Annotated in this window: 25 protein-coding genes; 15 read left to right on the top strand and 10 right to left on the bottom strand. The window is 61.2% G+C overall.

Annotated features, from left to right (window positions below; all coding sequences use genetic code 11):
• Positions 1-759 precede the first annotated feature (759 nt).
• On the top strand, positions 760-1293 hold the full coding sequence (locus GGR39_RS16730; protein ID WP_183618882.1) for a GDSL-type esterase/lipase family protein: 534 nt from the start codon (positions 760-762) through the stop codon (positions 1291-1293).
• Between the two features lie 27 nt (positions 1294-1320).
• Entirely contained in the window at positions 1321-2472 is a 1152-nt protein-coding gene (locus GGR39_RS16725; protein WP_183618879.1) for an acyltransferase family protein, read from the top strand.
• A gap of 96 nt (positions 2473-2568) precedes the next feature.
• Here GGR39_RS16725 and GGR39_RS16720 read toward each other — a convergent pair whose 3' ends face one another.
• Positions 2569-3147 carry a hypothetical protein gene (locus GGR39_RS16720; RefSeq protein WP_221226205.1) on the bottom strand — a complete coding sequence of 193 codons (579 nt, stop codon included), beginning with the start codon at positions 3145-3147 and terminating at the stop codon, positions 2569-2571.
• A gap of 185 nt (positions 3148-3332) precedes the next feature.
• Here GGR39_RS16720 and GGR39_RS16715 point away from each other — a divergent pair, with 185 nt between their 5' ends.
• A complete protein-coding gene (locus tag GGR39_RS16715) occupies positions 3333-4757 on the top strand; it encodes a transposase (protein WP_183618875.1) in 1425 nt (474 codons plus the stop codon).
• A 6-nt stretch (positions 4758-4763) separates the two neighbouring features.
• On the opposite strand, the gene GGR39_RS16710 is transcribed toward GGR39_RS16715, so the two are convergent.
• The 3 genes from GGR39_RS16710 to GGR39_RS16700 all read right to left on the bottom strand — a co-directional run bounded on the left by GGR39_RS16710 (position 4764) and on the right by GGR39_RS16700 (position 7525).
• Positions 4764-5330, bottom strand: a complete 567-nt coding sequence (locus GGR39_RS16710) for a recombinase family protein (protein ID WP_183618873.1) — start codon at positions 5328-5330, stop codon at positions 4764-4766.
• A gap of 141 nt (positions 5331-5471) precedes the next feature.
• Positions 5472-6623, bottom strand: coding sequence for an epoxide hydrolase family protein (locus GGR39_RS16705; protein WP_183618871.1), 1152 nt, complete (start codon positions 6621-6623; stop codon positions 5472-5474).
• 32 nt (positions 6624-6655) lie between these two features.
• Entirely contained in the window at positions 6656-7525 is an 870-nt protein-coding gene (locus GGR39_RS16700) for an NmrA family NAD(P)-binding protein (RefSeq protein WP_246388972.1), read from the bottom strand.
• 129 nt (positions 7526-7654) lie between these two features.
• Here GGR39_RS16700 and GGR39_RS16695 point away from each other — a divergent pair, with 129 nt between their 5' ends.
• The 4 genes from GGR39_RS16695 (at position 7655) to GGR39_RS16680 (ending at position 10938) form a co-directional block, all read left to right on the top strand.
• The gene (locus GGR39_RS16695; RefSeq protein ID WP_183618860.1) at positions 7655-8563 is read left to right on the top strand and encodes a LysR family transcriptional regulator; all 909 of its coding nucleotides are present in this window, start codon (positions 7655-7657) and stop codon (positions 8561-8563) included.
• 143 nt (positions 8564-8706) lie between these two features.
• On the top strand, positions 8707-9189 hold the full coding sequence (locus GGR39_RS16690; protein ID WP_183618858.1) for a MarR family winged helix-turn-helix transcriptional regulator: 483 nt from the start codon (positions 8707-8709) through the stop codon (positions 9187-9189).
• 13 nt (positions 9190-9202) lie between these two features.
• The gene (locus GGR39_RS16685; RefSeq protein WP_183618856.1) at positions 9203-10060 is read left to right on the top strand and encodes an SDR family oxidoreductase; all 858 of its coding nucleotides are present in this window, start codon (positions 9203-9205) and stop codon (positions 10058-10060) included.
• Positions 10061-10125: 65 nt separating this feature from the next.
• Entirely contained in the window at positions 10126-10938 is an 813-nt protein-coding gene (locus GGR39_RS16680) for a glucose 1-dehydrogenase (RefSeq protein WP_183618855.1), read from the top strand.
• Between the two features lie 103 nt (positions 10939-11041).
• Here the strand turns inward: GGR39_RS16680 and GGR39_RS16675 are convergent, their stop codons facing one another.
• Positions 11042-11644: a TetR/AcrR family transcriptional regulator gene (locus GGR39_RS16675; protein ID WP_058736489.1), complete on the bottom strand. Its 603-nt coding sequence runs from the start codon at positions 11642-11644 to the stop codon at positions 11042-11044.
• Positions 11645-11716: 72 nt separating this feature from the next.
• On the opposite strand from GGR39_RS16675, the gene GGR39_RS16670 reads away from it, so the two are divergent.
• Both GGR39_RS16670 and GGR39_RS16665 read left to right on the top strand, forming a co-directional pair.
• Positions 11717-12529 carry an inositol monophosphatase family protein gene (locus GGR39_RS16670; protein ID WP_058736490.1) on the top strand — a complete coding sequence of 271 codons (813 nt, stop codon included), beginning with the start codon at positions 11717-11719 and terminating at the stop codon, positions 12527-12529.
• A complete protein-coding gene (locus GGR39_RS16665) occupies positions 12526-13161 on the top strand; it encodes an NADPH-dependent F420 reductase (RefSeq protein ID WP_058736491.1) in 636 nt (211 codons plus the stop codon). Before GGR39_RS16670 ends, GGR39_RS16665 begins: the two co-directional genes overlap by 4 nt.
• A 53-nt stretch (positions 13162-13214) precedes the next feature.
• Here the strand turns inward: GGR39_RS16665 and GGR39_RS16660 are convergent, their stop codons facing one another.
• Complete coding sequence (locus tag GGR39_RS16660; RefSeq protein ID WP_183618853.1) at positions 13215-13550, bottom strand: EthD domain-containing protein; 336 nt, start codon at positions 13548-13550, stop codon at positions 13215-13217.
• A 106-nt stretch (positions 13551-13656) separates the two neighbouring features.
• Here GGR39_RS16660 and GGR39_RS16655 point away from each other — a divergent pair, with 106 nt between their 5' ends.
• From GGR39_RS16655 to GGR39_RS16640, 4 genes are all read left to right on the top strand, one after another.
• The gene (locus GGR39_RS16655; protein ID WP_183618851.1) at positions 13657-14595 is read left to right on the top strand and encodes an AraC family transcriptional regulator; all 939 of its coding nucleotides are present in this window, start codon (positions 13657-13659) and stop codon (positions 14593-14595) included.
• Between the two features lie 321 nt (positions 14596-14916).
• A complete protein-coding gene (locus GGR39_RS16650; protein ID WP_183618849.1) occupies positions 14917-15378 on the top strand; it encodes a hypothetical protein in 462 nt (153 codons plus the stop codon).
• On the top strand, positions 15329-15502 hold the full coding sequence (locus GGR39_RS16645; protein ID WP_425490614.1) for a helix-turn-helix domain-containing protein: 174 nt from the start codon (positions 15329-15331) through the stop codon (positions 15500-15502). The genes GGR39_RS16650 and GGR39_RS16645 overlap by 50 nt, the downstream gene beginning before the upstream one ends.
• A gap of 105 nt (positions 15503-15607) precedes the next feature.
• Entirely contained in the window at positions 15608-16087 is a 480-nt protein-coding gene (locus GGR39_RS16640; RefSeq protein ID WP_246388970.1) for a Rossmann-fold NAD(P)-binding domain-containing protein, read from the top strand.
• A 410-nt stretch (positions 16088-16497) separates the two neighbouring features.
• Here GGR39_RS16640 and GGR39_RS16635 read toward each other — a convergent pair whose 3' ends face one another.
• From GGR39_RS16635 to GGR39_RS16625, 3 genes are all read right to left on the bottom strand, one after another.
• The gene (locus GGR39_RS16635; protein WP_183618847.1) at positions 16498-18783 is read right to left on the bottom strand and encodes a TonB-dependent receptor; all 2286 of its coding nucleotides are present in this window, start codon (positions 18781-18783) and stop codon (positions 16498-16500) included.
• 211 nt (positions 18784-18994) lie between these two features.
• Positions 18995-19891: an SDR family NAD(P)-dependent oxidoreductase gene (locus tag GGR39_RS16630; protein WP_183618845.1), complete on the bottom strand. Its 897-nt coding sequence runs from the start codon at positions 19889-19891 to the stop codon at positions 18995-18997.
• A 23-nt stretch (positions 19892-19914) separates the two neighbouring features.
• Positions 19915-20181, bottom strand: a complete 267-nt coding sequence (locus GGR39_RS16625) for a hypothetical protein (protein WP_183618843.1) — start codon at positions 20179-20181, stop codon at positions 19915-19917.
• 298 nt (positions 20182-20479) lie between these two features.
• Between GGR39_RS16625 and GGR39_RS16620 the strand changes: the two genes are divergently transcribed.
• Positions 20480-21796, top strand: a complete 1317-nt coding sequence (locus tag GGR39_RS16620) for an MFS transporter (protein ID WP_183618841.1) — start codon at positions 20480-20482, stop codon at positions 21794-21796.
• A 146-nt stretch (positions 21797-21942) separates the two neighbouring features.
• Here GGR39_RS16620 and GGR39_RS16615 read toward each other — a convergent pair whose 3' ends face one another.
• A complete protein-coding gene (locus GGR39_RS16615; RefSeq protein ID WP_221226204.1) occupies positions 21943-22113 on the bottom strand; it encodes a hypothetical protein in 171 nt (56 codons plus the stop codon).
• Positions 22114-22726: 613 nt separating this feature from the next.
• Between GGR39_RS16615 and GGR39_RS17615 the strand changes: the two genes are divergently transcribed.
• Entirely contained in the window at positions 22727-23035 is a 309-nt protein-coding gene (locus tag GGR39_RS17615) for a cold-shock protein (protein ID WP_183618837.1), read from the top strand.
• The last annotated feature ends 22 nt before the right edge of the window (positions 23036-23057 follow it).

Genomic DNA, 23057 nt, shown 5'->3' with positions numbered 1-23057 from the left:
TGGAATGCCGATCGACATGAACATCGCAGCAAGATGCCAGTCGATATCCACTTAGACAACCGACCGTCCAATCTCAGCGCACCCCGGACGCTTACCAGCGACGCTGGAATACCAAGTGCCAACGCAGCGAGCACCCATGGAAGGCCCTCCTTTGAAGAGGCCGAATATCAATGCCCCCAAGATAGGCCTAATGCCCTTCGCTTCAAATGCGCGACATACCGTTCAAACAGGCTCATCCGACAAGGGTAGCTGTTCCGTAGAGCGTCCGAAAGTGGGCGAAATCTGCCCAAGCGGCGCGCGTGCCCGGCCCCTTTTAGGGTCTTTTCAGATTTACGTACGTCGCGTCCCGCGTGCAGGTTGAAGCGTTCTGGACACTGAAGCGATTTCCCGGCGCAAAATATCTGAAGGGGGTGGAATGCAATCATTTCGAACCGGGCGGATAGCTATCGCTCTTGCGCAGCGTTGCCTCCAAGTTGATCCTTTGAATAGGCTGGGCATCCCGACCCACTCGGCCATATGCCATCAGGCTCGCAAAAGCAGCCTTAATCGCCCTTCTCAACAGTCGGTCTAAAGAGAATGCCCCCCTTTGCTGAACGAACCGCTGCGTGGCCCGAATGGTGCAAGCTGTTGCTAGCAGCTTTGGTGTTTTTTACAGTCCTCACAAGCTGGTTCGCCTTCCAGAAGTGGTCTGAACGCCATGCCAAGCTCCCCCCTGCCGCAGGCGGTTCCTGTTCGCTTTGGTTCGTCGGGAGCTCGACCATGCACAAATGGACGACGCTTGCCACCGATATGGCACCGTGGCGCGCGTACAATCGAGGGGTGAATGGGGCAACGATCCAAGCGGTCCGCCAGATGTTCGCCAATGAGGTTTCAAAAGAAAAACCACGTGCGATCGTTCTATATCTGGGCGACAATGACATTGCTGACGGCCTTGGCACCGACACTGTTGTCGCCGAATTGCGAGGCATCATTGCTATCAAACGGCGGCTTTACGGCAACACTCCGACTTTCGTGATCTCCATCAAGCCCAGCCCGGGCCGGATCGCCTTTGCCGAGCAACAGCGAAGCTACAATCGGCAGGCCGCCGGCATCGCCTCAGACGCAAGTGACATCGTCTTCGTCGATGTTGCCCGTCAATTTCTTGTGAATGGCCGTCCGGGCGACTTTTATGCCCCCGACGGAGTACACCTGAATGCCGCCGGCTACATTATATTAACCCGAGGCGTCCATTTAACGCTTTCTAAGCGGTTATCTCAGCCCGGGACAAATCTGTGTGGGCCGCAACTCACATAGACCCGGCCAGGCGAACAGGGGGCTTGCGTGGCTGAACGAGCATTGACGAGGGGCTGGATCGACGGATTGTGTACATGGCGTGCCGCCCTCATGCTCGGCGGCTTGCTGACACACGGCACGCTTGGTTTTGAGAGCATGCCCGGGATGGCGCTTCTAGCTAGTCTTTCGCATGCTTTTCGAATGGGTGTGTTCTTCGTCATCGCCGGTTTTTTAAGCAGTCATTCTCTTCTGCGTCGCTCATCTGACAAGCGTTGGCTGATCGATCGTCTGAACCAGATCGGCGTCCCGTCGATTTTTGGAATCCTCGCTCTGTCGCCGCTCATGAGCCTGCTCATATATGCAAACCCCGAAACGCAAGCGGATCCCAGGCTTTGGGACTGGTACCACTTCTGGTTCCTCATCGCCCTCATGCTCTACACTGTCTTGGGTTTCGGCGCGCATCAGCTGGATGGGCACCATGGCATTTTTACCCGACTTGATCATCTGATCGACCGCGGCTCTGGCTGGCAGATGCGGCTACTCGTCATCGTCGCTAGCCTGACGGCCCTGTTGATGACGGTAACAAGCCACGCTGTCGCGCGGTTCGCGCCCCCCGACTGCGCGCTTTCGGCGATGCAATGGCGGCTTATCGTCGGTTATGCGCCATTGTTTCTGCTCGGCTTTGCCATGTCTCGCTCAGCCTCACTGCTTTCGGAGATCACTGGCAGCACCCGTTTGCCGATTGCAGTGTTGGTGATGATTGGAACTGCGTACGTGCTCTGGTATCTTCTTATATCTCAGCTACCTGTAATCGTCGATCCGGCGGCGATAGAGATCCCGCTGACGAACTTTGGCGCAGCGTTCTGTCCCCCGGCTGCGGCCGCACTGATCATTCGCTCATCGCTGTCTATCAGGCAGGTTCCCCCCATCGTGAACAACGTATCCGATGCCTCGTTCACGATGTACGTCCTGCACCTGCCATTTATATACGCTGCACGGGCGGCGTTAGGCCTGGTTGCATGGGGCCCCTGGGTGGAGTTTTGGGTAGCCATTACCGTGAGCGGTTGCGCGTCCTATGCCTTTCACCGAAAAGTTGTGCGACGTTCGGCGCTGGCCTCGCTGCTGCTGAACGGCCGCTATCGGGTTAAGGGCACTTTCGCCGGCAGATTTACGACCGCCGACCGGACCGCCTTGTCGTGAAATGGCAAATTATGGTGGGAAGCGGACGAGACCTTTCTTAGTTATCAAAGCGTATGATGAGGTCGGTAGCATGCGTCAGCGCGAGTGATTGACGGATTAGTTTGCGTAGAGCGCGGTCGCTTCTGCTTTATTTACTTGTACCATCTTTCCGATTTCAACCATCGATACTGAGACGCTTGGATCACGAGCGTTGGAGTCGGCCGCACAGATTACTGGTATTTTCCCAGCTTGTCTCTTCAGATCGGTGGATCGACAAATGCTGGGTGATTCAAGTCCTTCGATAATATGCTCCATGCCAAATGTATCGGCAACACGGCCGCATGAGTCTCCGTTTCCGAAGCTTTCATAAACATAGGTGTTTCCCGCTGCACGATATCCGGCACTTACTTCCACTTTGTACTTAGGCAAGCTGTACCGATCCCACACTATCGTATCCCAAAGCGACACTTTCATTGGCTTCACAGAGCAGCACTCAGGATTTTCGTGGAGGTACGCCTGAGGAATTTTGTCGGTTACATGCTCTGAGGCAAAAGTCCTTGCGATTAGGTTGATGGCAAGTGAGTCACGGATTTCCTTCTCCGATCCAGGAAGCTCGCACTTGCCGTTACTTAGTCCACACCCTGCAAGCGCAGCGAATAGAAGAGCAGCGTAATACCTCATGTTATCATGATGCATGAGATATCTGGTGGCGGCAATTGGGCGGAAGCTGTCATTTGCGGCTCGATGGGCGAACGGCGTGAGTTTGTCGGCAGCTGCTGCGACCCCGTGTCGTAAAACAAATGGGGCTGTTGAAAAAAGGCCGGATGATCCGATCGCGTTCCTAACGGGTTCCCTGCTTCGACACATCGGGAGCAGCGGCCATGATGGGTGAGCAACAGCGAGGCGGCAAGGGCGCAAGTTGGCGGGCGTTGGGAGCGATGATCCCCGCCTATCACGTCCTACGCAGGATAGACGGGCTGATCGACCTAGGTGAACTGCGCGATGCACTCGCATCGCACTATAGTCGCCGTGGACGTCCCTCGATTGCGCCCGAACTGCTGGTTCGCATGGCGCTGATCGCTCGACTCTATGGCATCACGTCGGAACGCCGTCTGTGCGAGGAAGTCCGCTTCAACCTCGCTTATCGCTGGTTCTGCCAATTGCCGCTCGACGCGCCGGCGCCGCACCACTCGACGTTCAGCAAGAACCGGCATGGCCGCTTCCGCGATGCCGGCATCTTTAGCATCCTGTTCGAGCAGACGGTGCAGCGCTGCGCCGACGCGGGGCTGATCGCCCACAAGGATGCTGGAATCGACGCATCCTTCGTCGCGGCCGATGCAAGCTGGCAGCGCATGATGCGGGACGCCCACATGGCAGCGCCCCGGCTTCCCCGCCCGGTTTGTGAATGGCTGGCGGATCAAGCCAATGCTCCACCGCAGGAATATGGCGTACGGCGTGGAAAGCCGGCCGAGGTGTCGCGCACCGATCCGGCGTCGGCGTGGTCGGCGCGCACGGCGCGGGGCCGGTTCGGCTATGTCTTCAATGTCCTGATTGATACTCCGGGAGGGGTGACGATCGATGTGGAGGCCAGTCCCGCCCGATTCGCGGCGGAAGTCGATGCGGGGCGGACCATGCTGGCACGGGCCGACGATCGGTTCGGCTACCGGCCAAAGCGTGTCGCGGCCGACACCGCCTATGGCAGCGCCGCGTTCCTGGCGTTCGTCACCGATCATGGCACCATCCCGCATATCCCGGTGCTGGAACGATCCGAACAGACCAAGGGCAAATTCCCCCGCGAAGCCTTCCGCTATGAACGGGAGCAGGACCGCTATGTCTGCCCTGCTGGGAAGACACTGCCCTTTCGCGGTGCCGATCGTCGGGCTGGCTTCCTCCGATACAGCGCCAGTCCTGCCGACTGCCGCGCCTGTCACCTCAAACGGAAATGCACCGCAGGCAGCAACAGGTCGGTGACGCACAGCGAACATGAGGACGTGCGCGAGCTGGTGCGCGGCGAGATGCAGACGCCCCTATTCAAGCAGTCGATGCGGCTGCGTCGGGGCGTCGAGCGAGTGTTTGCCGATGCCAAGGGGAAGCGGGGGCTGACCCGCCTGCACCTTCGCGGCCTGCGCGGTGCTGAGGAAGAGTTTCTGTTGGGCGCGGCCATTGCCAATCTCGTGCTATTGGCCCGTCCTGACGCACGACCGGCACGGACCCGCCGCCCGCCCCCGGTGCCGGAACGGATCGACCACATGGCCCGGATCAGCCGGGGCCGGTTCGAGCAATCCTACTACGCGACGATCTTCTGACACCAATTAGCCAGGTTCGCGCTCGGCCGCAGGGTAATGGCGATAGAAGGTAGAACGGCCGACCTGTAGCAGCTTCGCGACCTTCGCCGGTTTGTCGCCGGCCTTGAGCAGCTTGCGGGCCGTGTCGACCATGTCGGGCGTCATGACCGACTTGCGGCCTCCGCCCGTGCCGCCCTTTGCCCGTGCCGCTGCCAATCCGGCGATCGTCCGTTCCTTTATCAGTTCGCGCTCCATCTCCGCGACGGAAGCGAGGATATGGAACAGCAGCCGGCCCGATGGGGTGGCCGTGTCGAACCCGTCCGTCAGCGATCGGAAATCAATCTTGCGAGCGGACAAGTCCGCCGCCAGTTCGATCAGGCCCCCAATCGAACGGCCAAGGCGATCGAGCTTCCATATCACCAGCGTGTCACCGGCCCGCACGAAATTGAGAGCTTCGGTCAGACCGGGCCGGTTCAGCTTCGCGCCGCTCACCTTGTCGGTGAACAGCTTCCCGCAGCCGGCCTTGGTCAGCGCGTCGGTTTGTAGCGTCAGGTCCTGATCGGAGGTCGAGACACGCGCATAACCAACCAGCATGAGTCCCGTTATCCCATCTCAAACAGCGAATTTTGGGACTCATATTTTGGGAACATATTTTGGGAAAGCCTTGGCGGAGATACGACGCATTTTTGCGTCGGTGACGGTCGTCCCGTTGGAGGTTCCCAATCGAGAATGACATTACCTTTCCAAAGCGAATGTCGCCCGGATGTCGCCGATCAGCGCCGCGGGATTTTCCATCGCGGCGAAGTGGCCGCCACGATCGGGCTGGGTGTAGTGAAGCAGTTTAGCGAACCTCTTCTCCGCCCAGCGACGCGACAGCCGCAGCGCCTCGCGCGGGAACATGCTGACGCCCGATGGCACCGGGATCGGATCGCTTTGCATACCTCCCTGCGCCTGCGCATTGTCCCAGTAGAACCTTACCGAGCTGGCCCCGGCATTGGGCAGCCAGTAGAGCATGATGTCATCGATCATATGATCGAGCGGGATCACCCGCTCCGGCTTGCCTCCGCTGTCGGTCACGTCCTGGAACAGGGCGTAGATCCAGGCCGCGAGACCGACCGGGGAGTCGGCCAGTGCGAAGCCGACGGACTGCGGGCGGGTGTTCTGCAGCTTCATGTAGCCGGACTGTTCGGCCTCGTACCGCTTCATGTCGGCGAGCATCGCCTGCTCTTCCGCAGATGCCGCCGCCACTTCCTGGTCGGTCGGCTGGAACATGACCATGTTGAGGTGGATACCGGCAAGGCCGGGCGCGCGCATGTGCGCCAGCGCCGACACGACCGCCGCGCCCCAGTCGCCGCCCTGTGCGACCCAGTGCTCGCCGTAGCCTAGCCGCTGCATCAGTTCGATATAGGCACCGGCCACCCGGCCGACGTTCCAGCCCGGCTTGGTCGGCTTGTCGGAAAAGCCGAACCCCGGCATCGACGGAATGACCAGATGGAACTCCTGTCGCGCGTCGCCGCCATGCGCGGCAGGGTCAGTCAGCGGCGCGATCAGGTCGCGAAACTCCAGGATCGACCCCGGCCAGCCATGGGCCAAGAGCAGCGGAACTGCGTTCGGTTCGGGCGAGCGGATATGGAGGAAGTGGATGCCGGTCCCGTCGATGACGGTGCGGCTGCTGCCCCAGGCGTTGATAAGCGCCTCGGCCGCCCGCCAATCATATCCTTGCTGCCAGCGCTCGACGAGGTGTCGGATGGCGCGAAGCGTGGGACCCTGGCTGCCATCTGTGACGGTGCCGGCGTCCGGCCATCGGGTACGAGCCAATCGATCGGCGAGATCCGCCAGTTCGGCATCTGCGACCCGGATCGGGAACGGGGCGATGGTGTCGGTCATGACGTGTTTGTCCTTTCGCTGGGATCGGAGGCTCAGAGAGTGGGGGCGAGGACATCCGCGGCGCGCGTCCAGTCGGTTCTGCCGTAGCGCCCATTGTCGAGGTCGTGCAGCTTGCCCCGGCCGGTCGACATATCGCGTAAATACTGCATCCCCTGCCAGCCCGGGAACGGCGCATCGGTGTGGGGGGTCAGTGCGCGCACGATGGCGATGACGCCGCTCAGGCGACCGATGCCACCGGCACGCAGCAGCTTCCAGGGCCGGTCATCCATCTCGGTCAGCAGCGCCGCCAGTCCGCGCGGACTGATCTGATCGCCGGCGATGCGCAGATAGCGTGGTGCCCTTGCATCCATCGCCACATCCGCAGTGAAGGCCGCGACGTCGTCTTTGGTCGTGAAGTCGAACAACTGGTCGGCATCGCCCCAATAGAGGACGCGGCGAAGCTTATGCAGCACGATCGGCACCTCGCCTTCAAGCAAATCCGCAAACGGCCCGTTCAGGATTGAGGTCGCCCGGATCGGCGCCGCATCAACCCGTGCGGCGAAGGTGCGACGCAGATCCATGTTGCGATTGTCGCCCGGCCGTGTGGTGCGATAGTCGAGGCTGAAGTCGGACGGCACGAAATGCGGGACACGCGCCGCCACAGCGGCATCGAGGAGCCTCCCCTGCGCCCCCAGTATCACCGGCGCCGTGCCGTTCAGCGCCGACACCACCGACGTCGCTCCGATGAGCGCGCCGGTGAGCGCCACGGCGTCATCGAAATTGACCGCAACCTGCTCGACACGTCCGAGCGCCAGCTTGTCGACCGGACGCCGGACAAGTGCGCGCACGGAAGCACCCTTGGCGATCAGCGCCTTGACGATGCGGAACCCCAGGTCGCCTGCCGCACCTGCGACGGCCACCATCGGTCCAATCTCCCCGCTGTCCATACCCCTCGCACCTCCTGCTGCGTGACAACAGAGAGGATAGTCATTGCACCTTGACATGATTAGGCTGCCTGATCGCGACAGGGTGTTGCAGGAAGTGGAACGGCCATGGAATTGTCCGACCTGCGTGCATTTGCGCGCATCACCGATCTGATGAGCGTATCCGCCGCGGCGCGCGCCCTTGGACTGCCGAAGTCCGGGGTCAGCCGGGCGCTTGCCCGACTGGAGCGCGATGTCGGTGCGATCCTGGTCGATCGTTCGACCCGGCATCTGCGGCTCACCGACGCCGGCACCCATTTCCGCCCGCACGCACTGCGCATTCTGGCCGACGTCGATGAGGCCGAAGCGGCGCTCGACGGCCTTGATAACGTCCCCGCCGGATCACTCCGGGTCAGCCTGCCGTTCACGATCGCGACCGCACTGGTCGCGCCGATGCTTCCGGCGTTCATGGCCAGCTACCCGCAGGTCCGGGTCGTGCTGGCAGTCGAAAATCGGTTTATCGACATGCCGGCCGAGCCGGCCGATCTGATGATCCGCGTGGGACCTTTGGCGGACAGCGACCTCATAGCGCGTCGGCTACTGACATCGGAGACGTGGTTGTGCGCCAGCCCAGAGTATCTCGCAGCGCGCGGTATGCCCGTCCGTGCCGCCGACCTGCCGGACCACAGCCTGATCGGCTATCATAACCGGGCGACAGTGTACCTGGACGACGCACTAGGCGATGCCGGTCGGATCGAGTTGGCGCCCGTCATCGCCATCTCTGACGCCGCTGCCCTGCTCCCCGTAGTGCTGGCCGGTGCCGGGATTGCACACCTGCCGGACTTTCTAGCCCGCTCTTTCGTGGCGGACGGCCGCCTCGTCAAACTGCGTCCGACCATCGGGCGCGACCCGACCGTGATCCACGCCGTCTATCCCAGCCATCGCAGCCTCTCGGCAAAGGTACGGGTCTTCATCGACGCCTTGGCGGCGAGCATCGCGCATCACGACCTTGGGGCTGCCGAGCTTAAAAAAGGCTGACGCTTTCCCGAGATTCGATCCCAATGAGAATCAGTCGATGCGATGATCGCGAGAACAGCGCTTAAGGCACGCTCAGCTTCGAGGAACCTTCACGCGACCGCTGAGTTTGACAACGAGCTGTCGTATTGGAATGGTGCTGTCTATTGTCCGAACAAATCACTGAAGTGCGTGAGCTGGCGATAGCGGTATTTGCTTCGAGCGGTCGATTGATCGCGACTGGCAATGAACGCGTCGCGCATCTCGGTCTCACCAGCGCATGGTGGCAGGTCTTGGGTGCACTGCGTTATTCACCGGTTCCGCTACCCACCGCGTCCATCGCTCGCAACATGGGCCTGACCCGGCAAGCTGTGCAGCGCATTGTCGATCTCCTTGCCGAGCGCGGCATGGTCGCGTTTGAAGACAACCCGCATCATCGACGCGCCAAGCTCGTCGTCCTTACCCGGGCAGGTTTGGCTGCGGTTACCAGTGCCGAACAAGCTGTCGCGACCCTCGACAGGGAGATCGCTGAAAGGATCGGGCGTGATCGTATCGAAGACGCCACCCGCATTCTCGGCGAAATGAACGTCATACTGACCGAGTGGCTGGACCGAACGGCGCCATTCCCTTCTCCCAACGACGCTTCGTGAAAGGAGCTGTGACATGATTTTGATATCAGGGGCGACTGGTGGCATCGGCGGAGAAATCTGCCGACTGCTCAAAGAAACAGGTACGCCGTTTCGTGCCTTGTGCCGCAAGGAGGAGCAGGTGCAAGACTTCCAGAAGAAGGGCATCGATGCCATAATTGGCGATTTCGACCGGCCAGAGACGCTAACATCCGCCATGCGGGGCATCGAGACCATGTTTCTCATCACGCCGCCCACACCCCAGCAGGTCGACCAAGAGACAGCCGCGATCGATGCTGCTCGAAATGCGGGGGTTGACCGGATCGTGAAGATATCCGCGTCTGACAGCAACGTGCTATCGCCCGTACCTTGGGCAAAGTCCCATGCCCTCATCGACCACCATTTGCGTGCATCGGGGATCAACTGGACGATCCTGAAGCCGACAGCATTCATGCAAAATTTTCTCTGGTTTAAAGATCCAATCACTAAGGGATTCCTGCCGCAGGTGACAGGCAGCGGCTCGGTTTCGTGGGTCGATACGCGCGACGTCGCCCGCGTGGCCGCGACCGTGCTGACCCAAGACGGTCATCAGGGCGCAACCTATTTTCTGACTGGGCCGGAGACAATCGACATGAAGGAAGCATCATCCCGCTTCTCCAAGGCTATCGGCCACAAGGTGCGCTACCTCGACCTTCCGTCACCGCTGTTCTGGCTAATCCTTCGCCTGACGGGAAACTCAAATTGGATGGCAAAGGGACTGGTAGTGCAATTCGCTGATGTCGTCGCTGGTCATCACGACATCGATCCGACCTTTGAGATCGAGCGTCTCACCGGCAAGCCACCGCACACGTTCGGAGATTTCATTCAGGATCATCGCAAAGAATTTGCGCGTTAGGCTCGAATTCTGAGCCAACTTTCTAGCAACCTTATCCCTATCCGCCCGATCCGGAGACATTTCCCGTGCCGTCTTCATCTGAACCGCTCACCGGCCACGCCGCAGTCGTCACGGGTGCCAGCTCAGGTATCGGCCTTGCGGTCGCCGAGGCGCTTGCGTTCGCTGGCGCTTCTGTCGCCATAACATACCATTCTCAGGCCGAGCCGGCTGATGAACTTGCCGCTCGGATCAACGCCCAAGGCGGTCAGGCTATAGCCGTCAAGGCCGATGTCTCGCAGGAAGCGGATGTCCTTCGCCTTTTCGATGAGGCGGTGTCCGCTTTCGGTCGTGTCGACGTGCTCGTCTCAAACTCCGGAGTGCAGAAGGATGCCACCGTTGCCGATATGTCGCTCCAGGATTGGAACATGGTCATCGACATCAACCTAACCGGGCAATTCCTGTGCATGCGCGAAGCCGTAAGACGGTTTCGCACACAACCAAAGGGCGGCCGGCCGGCGCGTAGCGCTGGCGCGATCATTGCGATGAGCTCAGTGCATGAGATCATTCCGTGGGCTGGACATCTCAATTATGCTTCGGCCAAGGGCGGTGTACGGATGCTGACGCGGTCGCTGGCGCAGGAAGTCGCAGCCGATGGTATCCGGGTCAATGCCGTTGCGCCCGGTGCTATTCGCACGCCAATCAACAAAGAAGCGTGGGACAGCGAAGAGGCGCTGACTAAGCTTCTGCGTCTTATCCCCTATGGCCGTATCGGCGAGCCCGAAGATGTTGCTCGAGCGGTCCTCTGGCTGGCTTCCGATGCAGCGGACTACGTCACCGGAACAACACTCTTCGTCGATGGTGGCATGTCGCTCTACCCGGAATTTCGCGACAACGGCTGACCCGCTTCGATCATGACTGGTCCGGCTGGTGATACCCCGAATTGCTGGCGCGTCCGGGTCGGGTACATCGGTGGTAATCTCGGTTCGCTGACGTGTTGTTAGATCAGGGTGTCGACAGCCTGGCCATCACCACAGCCCGCGCGCGCATTTCGAGGCGAGCACGGTCGTCATCGCCGCGCGTCGCTGCCGGATTGACGACAGTGGCGATCAGCGATGCGATATCCTGTGCTAGCTCGCAGCTCGCTGCGAAGCCGGCCGACTGCAGAATGGCGCACATCATGACCACCACTCGCTCATAGACCGGAGTGATATCAGCGTCCGCCCCAAGACGTTCCTGCTCCGCCTCAAGAATATGGGCAAGCCGGGGGCGTTCCAGCTGCTGACCGACAGCGACGGTGACCAGCCGCGCTAGCGGCGACGGGTTCGTCGAGCCGATGTTGATTGCGGCGATCTGTGCCTCGAGTATGGCGAGCTCCCGGCGGATAAGCGCACGCGTGATCGCATCCTTGTTCGGGAAATACTGGTACAGCGATCCGACGCTGACACCAGCCCGTTGGGCAATAGCGTTCGTCGTGTAACCTGATGGTCCGGCCGCCTCCAGAATGCGAGCTGCGGCTTCCACTATCGCGTCCACCGTAGCTGCGGAGCGGCCCTGACGCGCGGTTTTCCGCGGGTTCATCGCTTTGGGTTGCACGGATGTCGTCATCAGGAAGGCGAGTAGTGGAGGCTGCGGGTCAAGGCTAGTTTTCCCCCATAGATCAACACGAGAACGACGACCATGACACGCAACGAAGACGACGCGCTGCTCGCTGAAACTATCCGCGCGGTCGAGACGGCCGGAAAAACGCTTCTTACCCGGTTTCGCACAACGCCTCCGCCGACGACGCTGGCGGATCTGCTCGCCGGTATTGAGGCCAATGATGCCGCCGTCGAAGACGAGCTCCGCCAGGCGTTGCTTGCCTCGCTTCCGGGATCGAGCTGGGCTTCCGACGAGGAGGAACAAGGTGCGCTGCCGTCAGGCGATTGGTGGGTGGTCGACCCGGCCGAGGGCAACGTCAACCATTTGCACGGACGATCGGGCTGGGCCGTCACTGCGACCCTTGTGCGTGAGGGGGAGCCGATCTTGACTGCGATCTCGGTCCCGTTGACCGGCGAGACCTATAGCGCGATTGCCGGACGTGGCGCGTTCATGAATGGCGAGCGCCTGTCGGTTTCTGCGAAGCACGAAATAGCGGCCGCCATCATCTCGAGCGGGCAGGCGAGCCCGGGCGAAGCTCGCCCGATCCGTACTGCCATGGTCCGTTCGGCCGGACGGCTTCTCGATACTGCTCTTCTAGTCCGATTATCCGTCCCGAGCATGCTCGAACTGGTCGACGTTGCCGCAGGCAGGCTCGACGCCTTCTGGCAGCATGGCAGCGTCCGCGCCGGGCTTATCGGCGGGGCGTTGCTCGTCCGCGAAGCGGGCGGAACTGTCGTCGACCTTCGCGGCCGCCGCTGGACGGCCGGTTCGCCTGATTTTCTCGCTGCGCCACTGGCGCTCCAACAGGCCCTCCTGGCCTCGTTATCCCCAACTTCGGAGACCACTGCATGACCACCATCGCCATCCTCGGCTCCGGCCGCGTTGCCTCAAGCCTCGCGTCCGGTTTGGCGCAAGCAGGACATACGATCACCATCGGCGTCCGCGACATCGCTCTCCCGCGAAACTGGACGGGACCTGACGTGCGATTCGCCTCCCACGACGAAGCCATTGGCTCTTCACAGATCGTGATTAATGCAACGCCGGGAGCCGGCAGCGTCGAGCGACTCACCGCCCTAGCCGACGCGCTCTCGGGCAAATTGCTGATCGATGTGGCGAACGCGACCAGCCGTAATGAAGATGGCGCTCCATCGGGTCTTTTGTATCCAACAGACAGCCTCGCCGAGCGCTTGCAGGCCGCCCTGCCACGGACAAACGTCGTCAAAACGCTCAATACGATGCTGTCGTCGGTGATGAGCAACCCGGCTTCGCTTACCGGAAATCCGACAGCCTATCTGTCGGGCGACAACACCGGTGCCAAGTCATTGGTCAGGTCACTGCTTCACGATCTTGGCTGGCAAGATTCCGAGATTCTAGACCTTGGCGGTATCGCAACGGCCCGTGGCGTCGAGGCGGTCATGCTGCTGGTCACCGATGTTATGAAGGCGACTGGTTTCGCGCCGTTCGCCATCTCGCCGGTACGCTGATGCCGCGCTGGAGCATCAGGTTGCCACGTCAGCCTGATGCTCACAGGAGACGGCTAACCAACGACGACTATCTCCTCTGAAACGATCCGGCTGACCGACGCTAGATCGATGAAGTTGGCATGATCGGGGTCGACCACCTCTTGAAAGGCTTCGCAAGTGTAGAGTGCATTCAGGTCATCAAGCGAGTCGAACCATGCCTCCACGACTGCATCGAAGGTCGGCTCTGGCCAGCCAGGTGCGGCAACGGGATAGGATACGACAAATCGTCTAATTTTTTCCGATTCGGGAAGGTTGAAAAGTAGCGGTGCGTGGATATCGCGCCGGTAGTCTTTGAACTCCTGCATGCTCATTCCCTGACGACGGCGAAAGCCGATCAGCATCTTGATCATATCTGTGCGACCTCATGTTTGCGTTTACCGAGACACAATCTAGCGCCGTACACTGAGACGAACTATGCGTCTCGGTCCATTTAACATTCGCGATCGTCCCACGTTGATGTCACAAGATCCCCTGTCTGACGTGCTGTCGACCCTGTTCCCGGTCACTCACGTTGCCGGTGCATTCGATCTGGGCGGAGCCTGGGCGATACGGTTTCCAGCCCATGACGGGCTCAAAGTATATGCCGTTGCCTCGGGTCGGGCATGGTTAAGTGTCGAAGGCGAGGCAGTGCCGCTGTGCCTTTCGGCGGAGGACTGTGTGATCCTGCCGAGTGGCCGATCCTTTACCATCGCGCGCGATCTTTCTTTCGCGTCGACAGGTATCGACAAGATACTCGAAGAGGCATGGAGCGATCGCACCGCGACCATAAACGGCGGTGGAGATACGGTCTTGATGGCTGGGCATTTCGCCTTCACGGGTCCGCAGACGGCAATGCTGCTCGGTGCGATGCCCAGCATCCTTCCCCTTCGCGACGCTGCGGGTCAGAACGGCCTGCGCTGGCTTCTGGAGCGACTGCGGGAAGAATTATCGGCAGAGGCGCCGGGCCACATTTCTGCCGTACGTCACCTGTCGCATTTGCTGCTCGTTGATACGCTGCGCCACTACTTGAGCCAAAGTGCCGGACGCACAACAGGCTGGCTCTTTGCCCAATCCGACCCACAGATTTGGCGGACGGCGCAGGCAATCCACGCCGATCCATCTCATCCATGGACAATCGCCAGGCTTGCAGCGACCGCGGGCATGTCACGCTCCAGATTTGCGGAACGCTTTCGGAGTTTAACTGGGATACCCCCGATGGAGTATGTGACACGCTGGCGTATGGTTCTTGCTCAACAGCGCCTAAGAAACGGAAGCGACAGGATAGCGGCCATCGCGTATTCGCTTGGCTACACGTCGGAAGCTGCATTCAGCACCGCATTCAAGCGGGTACACGGTTGCGCACCGATGAGGTACAAAAACGCCGAATGTTCTAACGCGGGTACCTCAAGACGCTGATTGGTTACCTGCAGTGGCAGCCGATTTTTCAACTCTGTCTCAAAATACCATCCCATGCGAGACGGGGTCGTTATGCGTTGGGGTGTCATTCCGCCCCCAACCGGACCCGGCCACCAGCGGCGCATTTTTCAACAGCCCCGGCCGTTTTTTGCACAGACCCTTGGGCTTAGTTCCCGACCGTCGGGCGAGAAACCGGCGTCGCAGCTTGATCTGCAACTTTGTGTAATTGGAAGACTACCACGAAAAATTAGATTGCCGGTATGGAGGCATGCACACATGCATCAGTCGTGCGATGATGCATTGGAAAGGAGAGCCTGCGGCATGAGGGAAATGTTCGATCGTCTGCGCGGCGGCGATCTCTATGCCGTCCTGTCGTTCGCGACGAACAAGGAACTCGAACCGCTGGTGAGCATCATCACCGCGAAGCTCACGAACTTTTTGGACGTGAAGGACGAATATAAGCAGCACCATCCTGATCACGGCAGATATCACGCCCTAATCGGCGACGAACTCCGGCTCTATGGCGGAAACTCGCTGATGAATCTCGGTCGCGGTGGTGAAGGTCCGCCCTACGACGAGATCGTGGCCGACGTCTGCTGGAAATTGAGCGTGCCCTACGAGAAGGGCCAGACCGTCGGGAACGAGGACAATCTCCTCGACATTTTTCTGGAGCAGCGGTGGCATTCACTCGCTTCGGCGGAAAGGGACCGCCTCGCTGGCGCCGCCCGCGAAGGTGCCGGGTCGGCCGACGCTCGACACCGACAAGCTCGCCTCGGCGCTTAAGCTGGTTGAGGCCGGCATCCGCCCCGCGCAGGCTGCGAAGCAACTCGGACTTGGACGGTCCACCCTCTACCGAGAACTGGCATTGCTCCGCGAGCTGGCTCCCGAAACTCCCGCTTTGGACTAACGGTTTCATTCTCTAACAAGCTGTCCGCCCGATCAGGGATTACCGGCCAACTTGGACAACTGGGCCTGTGCGGCATTTCGAAGCTCTGGCCATTGGCTAACGGGTTTGAGCTTCATCATCTCCACCGGCATGTTCATGAGCTACCTGTTCGAGCCGGATTTCGGTGTCGTCGATCTAGAAAATAGCGAGGTTCATGCACTCGGCAGCCTCGACACCGCCGTGACGCTGACCACGCCGGACGACATCGGCGTGCTGACTGCCGAGATCGTGTTCTTCGAGCCGACGATCCGCAACGAGATCGTCTTCCTGGCCGGCGATACCGTCACCTACGGCGAGGTCGCGGACAAGCTCGAGGCAGCGTTCGGCCGTCCGTTCAAGCGGTCGGTCTGGACTGTGCCCTTCCTGATGGACGAGGTGGCGAACGATCCGAAGAACATGATGCGCAAGTACCGCGCCGCCTTCGCGATCGGGCGCGGCGTGTCATGGCCCAAGGCAGGCACGTTCAACGACCGCCAGGGCATCCCCGTCACCGACGTGGCCGCCCTGATCGCTTCCGATCTGCCGGGCGCGCAGCAGGACAAGTGATCCGAACCGGGCGGCGCCAGCGCCGCCCTTAACCAAGATTGATGCGCTCAGGGCCGTGGGCTGGTGCGACCACCAGCGCCGCGTCTCTGCGCGTCCTATCCGGAGATACCTATGGATAACACCGCACGGACGCTGTCGCTGCGCGCCATTCGAAGTCGGTCAGGTCATATCCGCTCATGCCGCCTAGAATCAGGCTGTCACGGCTCCTTTAATCAGAACGTGAGCCGAAGGAATGGATGATCGCCCAAAAGAAACCGCCCGCACCGAAACGCGCTATTTCCACCACAGACGCTCCCAGAAGCCAGATCAACGCGGCTGCATTTAGTGCGATCAGGAGGGTGCCCGACACTGACCAATCTCTCGCCATGCTGTTTATACATTGGATCCGAAGCAGGGTCTCGGCCGCCCTCCTAAAAAAGGTATTCCAGACGCGCGCCGTAGGTCGCCGGGCGCTGGTACGTCACGCTGGTGCCGATCCCGGAAATTAGGATGCCAGCGATTGGCAGCGAGTTGAAGATGTTCGTGCCGAACAGCGTACCACGCCAGTGGCGATCCGCGGTGGTGTAGACAAGGTTTGCGTTGAAGATCTGGAATGGCTTCTGCTGGGTATTGCCCCCGAGGTCGTAGCGAAGGCGCCCTGTGCGCGACCCGGTGAGATCGGCCGACATCGTGGCTCCGTTCGCCACGTTCCATTCGTAGCTGATCGTCCCATTGGCCTGGAAGCGGGGCGTGCGGATCAGGGGCTGGCCCGAGGCATCGAACCCGTAGGACGTGTTGCCGCCGATCGGGACGCCCTGCGCGTTGGTGGTTGGGCGATATCCCTGCGCGCCAATGAAATCGGTATATTCGCCATGTGTGTAGGCAACCCCCGCGCGCAGATTGAGACCGATGAGCGGCACCACCGTCGCATTGGCTTCAAAGCCGTAGATCTCGGCGCGTGCCGCGTTCCGCAGCTGCGTCTGCAGACCGCTCGCTCCGAAGGACGAGAATTGGAGGTTCTTGTAGTTGTAATGATAGGCGGCGGCGTCGAACGACAGGGACTGCGAGGGCGATCCCTTGATACCAGCCTCGAACGCATCGACCGTCTCGGGCTTGACGGCGGTCGCCTGAAGCGCGTTTGCGTTGAACACACCCGACTTGAAGCCGCGGCTGTAGCTTGCATAGACGTTCACGCGAGAGGAGATATCGTACCGCAGCGAACCGCGCGGCGTAACGCTAGAGAAGCGGTCCGAACTTTCGACGCGCGCGCCGAGTGCGCCCGTCACCGGAACGATCCGATTGCCGGTGAGGCTGGGCCGGTCGTGGTTGACGCGCACGCCGGCGATCACCGTCAGCCGATCCGTGATCTTGTAATTGCCTTCGGCAAAGGCCGCGTAGGCGTCGATGTCCGAGCTATCAACGTTGATGCCGAACGTCAGCGGCGCATTGGGATCGGAAACGAGCCTGCCGCCTCTAGTACGCGCCTGATAGTTGCCACGCTCCCGATAATAAGACAGCCCCAGGATCCAGTTGAAACGGTTTCCGCCGGGCGATGTCAGCGTCAGATCCTGCGACAGGGTGTCGTCGTTGAAGTAGGCTCGCGTGTGCGAGAACGTCACGGGGGTGAGATCCGAGTCCGTGTAGATGAACTGGTGGTTCTTCGCGAATGCGGTGAGCGAGGTTAGCGTCGCCCAGTCGAAATCCGCGGTCAGCTTCAGGCTGCCGCCATAGGAACGCACGCGGTTGACGGGCAGGAACTCGATCGCCGACGTGTTCTTCTTTCGCGCGATCAAGACATTGGGCAGGAGCGAGCGCACCTGCGCATTCCCGTCGAGCGGCTGGTTGCCGAACGTCGTGAGATCGTTGACGCGATTGAAATAGCCGGAGACCACCGCGTTGACGGTATCGCTCGCCCGGAAGAGCAGCTTGCCGCGTAGTTTAAGCGCGCGGACGTATCCCGACTTGCGATCGAGATTGATGTCGCGGCGGAAACCGCTGGACCGCTCGTAATTAGCCGACAGGTTGAAGGCGAGTTTGTCGTCGACAAGCGGCGTGGAAATGTACGCGCCGCCCTCGACGTCGCCGAAGCGCGCATAGCTCAGATGAACGCGGCCTGTTGTCTCGAACACCGGATCGAGGGTCGTGACGCTGATTGCGCCGCCGGCTGCGTTTCGACCGAAGAGGGTGCCCTGCGGCCCCTTGAGCACCTCGATACGCTCGACATCGACGAAGGTGAGGTAATTGGCAGCCTGGAAGGGCTGATAGACACCATCGATATACAGGGACACGTTCGAGCTGTCGCCCACCGACGAGCCGGTCGAGCCGATCCCGCGGATCGCCGGCTGCGCCGAGGAGCCGACGGACTGGAAGTTCAGCCCCGGTGTGATCTGGGTCAGCGCGCGCGCGTCGCTGACCCCGGTACGCGCGAGAGTGGCGGCGTTGAACGCGGTAATCGAGATCGGCACCCTGCTGAGCCGTTCGCTGCGCCGCTGTGCGGTGACGACGATGTCCAGCCCGTCGGGGGCGTTGCCGGATGCGGCAGCAGCCGAGGCGGGTGCCCCGCCCGGGGGGGCTGCAACCGGATCCCCCGGCGCAGGGCTCTGTGGTGGGACCGCAGGTGCGATCGACGCCTGTGCATGGGCGGCGCCCGGCACGCAGACAGTGGCGGCCGCGATGATGGCGAGTCGCGGCAAACGCTCGATCGAATTGGATTTCATACCCTGTTTTCCCCCTGTGCGGGCGTCTGCGCGCCCTTCACCATCAGCGTCGTTACTAGTCGCAGATGATGTTATTTTTCTGAAGTCATGGTATCCAAACATACCATCGGATAAAGATAAAAATTCAGATATTCCAATACATCGCTCATGCGATACTGGTATACAATGGTACTAGCGCTCGGCAGGAAACGAACAACTTATATGACTTACACTATCGCTTCGTCGGCGCATCTTCGGCATGCCACATGTTCGTACCGCCCGCGGCAGGCCGCACTTCGAGACTAGAGACACCAACTGGCAACAAACGGGCGCGTAAGTCGCGATCGAAGGCGTCGGCTACGGATTCGAAATCCCACTCGGGCCGGTCGAGCACGGGGGCGGCGATCGCGGGATGAACGATCAGCGACAATAGGTTGCCTTCGACCCGCACGATCTGCCCGGTGATGTCCTTCGCCCTGTCGGAAAGCAGAAAACTTATCGTCCCGGCATTGGCCGAAGGATCGGGCATTACGTTCACATGATGCGGCAGGCTGCGCTCGTCGTGATAGGTGGTGGCGACGTCCACCATCCGCGTCATCCCCATCGGCGACACCGCATTGACCCTGACGCCCGCGCCCGCGAGTTCGAGCGCCCAGGTGTAGGTGAAGGATGCGACCGCCCCCTTCGAGGCGCCATAGGCCCCCATCTCGGGGATTCCCATCTGCGAACCGGACACGAAATTGACGATCGCGCCCGATCCCTGCGCGCTCATCGCGATGGCGGCATGATGCGCGCAATAAGCGGTGCCCGCGACGTTGACCGTGAACATCGCGTCGAACAGACCTTCGGTCATCTCGACCAATGTGCCCATCCGCATTAGACCCGCGGCGTTGACGAGACCATCGATGCGACCGTGACGATCGACGCACCCCGCGATCAGGGCGGCGGCGGCGTGCCAGTCGGCGACATCGCAGGCCCGGGCCTCGGCCCGGTTTCCGGCGGCGGTGATTTCATCGGCAACCGCGATCGCCTTGGCGTCGTCGATGTCGGCAACCACCACGTTCGCGCCCAGTCTGGCGACCTCACGGCACACGCCCGCCCCTACGCCCCGGCCGCCGCCAGTGACCACGATGACCTTGCCTGCGAGCGGCTTCATGATCGGTCCCACGCCGAGGGGAAACTTGGCACGATCAAGAAGTTGGCCGCATCGAAATAAGTGATCGGCGCGATAAAACGGAGTTTCAGCAGACGTTCGATCAGCAGGCGCAGCGCGATCTTGGCTTCCAGCCGTGCGGTCCATGCGCCGGGGCAGAAATGTGCGCCGCTGCCGAAGGTGACAGGACATCGATCGGGCAGCGTGTTGTGCAAGCCCGCGCTGTTCGCCAGCGCATCGGGTGCGTAAGGATCTACCGTTTGCATCATTTCCTCCGCCGACGGGTGTCCGGGCGGTTTGTCCGCCACTGGGCTCGATCGTGCCACATGGTTGCGGAGCGCAAGCCTACACTCATCGCGATGCAAGCCTACGCTCATCGCGATGGTTGACCAGTCCGCAGGGCCATCTATCGTGCTGGCGATAGCCGGCCGCAACGCGGCCACGCCGCGATCGAGAGGTCGCGAATCGGCCGGTTTGCGGTTAGCCTCGGTGCCGAACCGTCCGGCTTCACACAGCGAAAGAGATGGTGGCAGCCGTAACCAGCGCCAGGACAAGGTGATCACTATGGCGGACAGTCCTGCAGACCCATCCTATCCCCCTGCGCGCATCGCTTGGTGGACGGTCGCTGTCCTTTTCCTTCTTTACAACTTGTCATTCGTGGATCGGCAGGTGCTCAACGTGCTGGTCGGGCCGATCCGGGCGTCACTGGGTATCAGCGACTTCCAGGTCAGCCTGCTGCAAGGCTTCGCGTTCGCGATCTTCTACACCGTTCTGGGCATCCCGATCGGCTGGATGGTCGATCATGGCGCACGTCGCAAGGTGGTGTTCGCCGGGATTGTCTGCTGGTCCATCGCGGCCGCCGGGTGTGGACTGGCGTCACGCTTCTGGCATTTGCTCCTTGGGCGTATCGGCGTGGCCGCTGGCGAGGCGACGCTCGCGCCTGCTGCCTATTCGCTGCTGAGCGACATCTTCCCCCCTAGCCGCTTGGCGCTCCCCATGTCGGTCATGGGTACCGGTGCCTCGCTAGGCGGTGCGATGGCAGCAGTCGCGGCGGGATATGTGGTTACGACCGTCCCTGCCGGGGGCATCGCCATCCCCCTAGTAGGCACGCTGGTCGGCTGGCAGGTCGCGCTCTTCGTGATCGGGCTGCCGGGCCTCCTGATCGCGCCGTTGATCTTCACCGTGCCCGAGCCAGTCCGCCGCGGTCGCCGTCCGAAGGCCGAGGAACGCGGTGCGGACAGCGCGTTCATGCATCTTCGGGCCGAACCCCGCTTCTATGCGGGCCACTTCATCGGCTTCGGCCTGTTCTCGATGTGCAATTACGGCACGACCGCCTGGTTACCGACCTTTTTCATCCGCCATCATGGCTGGGCGCTGCAATCGGCGGCGTGGGTGACGGGTGCGCTGACGCTCTTCGCGGGCGTGCTCGGCGGGATTTGCATGGGGATGGTGGTCGATCGCTGGTTCCGCGCCGGCCGTCGCGACGCGCACTTGATATTCTATTCGTGCGCCGCGCTGCTGCAACTGGCAGCGGTTGCGGCGGGCACGTTTACCGACAGCCCCCTCCTCGCCGTCGCCGCTTTCATCCCCTACACCGCAGTGGCGAGCCATACGGGCATAGCGGCGGCGGCCTTGCAGATCGGTACGCCGCCGCGGATGCGCGGTCAGATCTCGGCAGTGTATCTGCTGATCTTCAATCTACTCGGACTGGGGCTCGGACCGTCTATGGTCGCGGTGTTCACCGACTTCATCTTTCATGACGATGCCCGCGTCGGCAGTTCGCTCCTGCTCGTCCATGCCATCTTCATTCCGCTGGCCATCGCGTGCTTTCTGTTCTCGGCGCCGGCGATGCGGCGCAACGTCGCGGTGGTTTCTGGTTGATCTGATGGGGTGGAGGGCCCCTGCAACAGCGAACCTGCCGCTGTCGTGCAGCTTTCCGAACCAGCGATAAACGAGATGCCAGGTCGGAAAGCTCTAAGGTACCAGCCGCCACGGGCAACCCGCGCGGAGCGCTTAGAAGGCGATGGCTAGGGCGTCACCATGTCGGCGCGGCGGGGCGACGAGCAAAGCCGGTTGCTGGTCTGGACGGCGATTGACGGGATTGTCGTCGGCATGACCGTGTAGGCGGTGTTCGCCGGCATCGTCGCGCGTGTCGTGCCGGCGAGCTGGCAGTGGCCGGAACGGATGGCGGCGTGCATGCTCGGCATGCCTATGCGGGGGACGGGCAGAGCACGATACAGGTCGCAGGCCTTGGGCCTTCGCGAGCATCGCGGCGGGAGATCGGATCGTCACCGCCAACCGTCAGGCGTTAGAAGTCTGCCAGAAGCAGGTTGTCAGGACGCGTAAGGCAGTGCGCTGTACTGCCGATATCATCGGGAGTTATCTGCAGAAGCGTCGGAAACCGGCGTGCGGTCGCAGCCTTAGTTTCTTGCGATCGCGGTGGAAGCTATCAGCGCTTTTGGATCAGCAATGACCGTGCGCGATCTGACGAGCTATCCTATCAATGGTATGATTTCTGGGGCGTGGGTCATCCCGCCTTACGGTGATCGAGGTTGACAAAGGCGCAACGACCGCTGGCCACCAGATAGCCGTTAGCGTCGGCTATCGTCGACCCTGTGGAAAGTAATGGTCCGGCCTATGCGTGCCGCCCAGCAGATCGGCGTCGTAGGCCAGGTTCGCATCGACCGTTGCTCTTTCGTGCGGTTGCGCATCGTGATCGGGAACACGTCGTAGATCGGCGCGACCGTGCTTGTAGGGCAGAGGCCGGGATAAACGAAGCCGGAAACAGTCGCGGAATCGGTCCGTGGCGTTGTGGAGCGCTTTGACCAAGCGCGTGGATTTGGATTCATGGACGTGCCAATGCTGAGAGACTCGGCATTCCTGCATGTCAGTATCTTAGAGCAGGAGGCCTTTGAAGAGATCACCGAGGGGGACGAGATAGTCTGTGATGTGACCCGAGGAGATAAGGGCTTCTGCCGGCGACGGCACGCGCATTTGGCGGGTCTTCGCCCTCCAGGATACTCAGGCTTCGCTCACCACTACAGGCTCTGGACTTGTAACGGTTTTGTGCCGGTCACCTCTCTCATTAAGCCACCTTGGCTTCGAAGGCGAGCGGGCTGATGCCGCCCAGATATGAATGACG

This window comes from Novosphingobium fluoreni, from assembly GCF_014196615.1.
In the GTDB taxonomy this organism is placed as follows: Bacteria; Pseudomonadota; Alphaproteobacteria; order Sphingomonadales; family Sphingomonadaceae; genus Novosphingobium; species Novosphingobium fluoreni.
The sequence above is the reverse complement of the archived record's forward strand: the minus strand, read 5'-3'. Positions and strand labels throughout refer to the sequence as shown.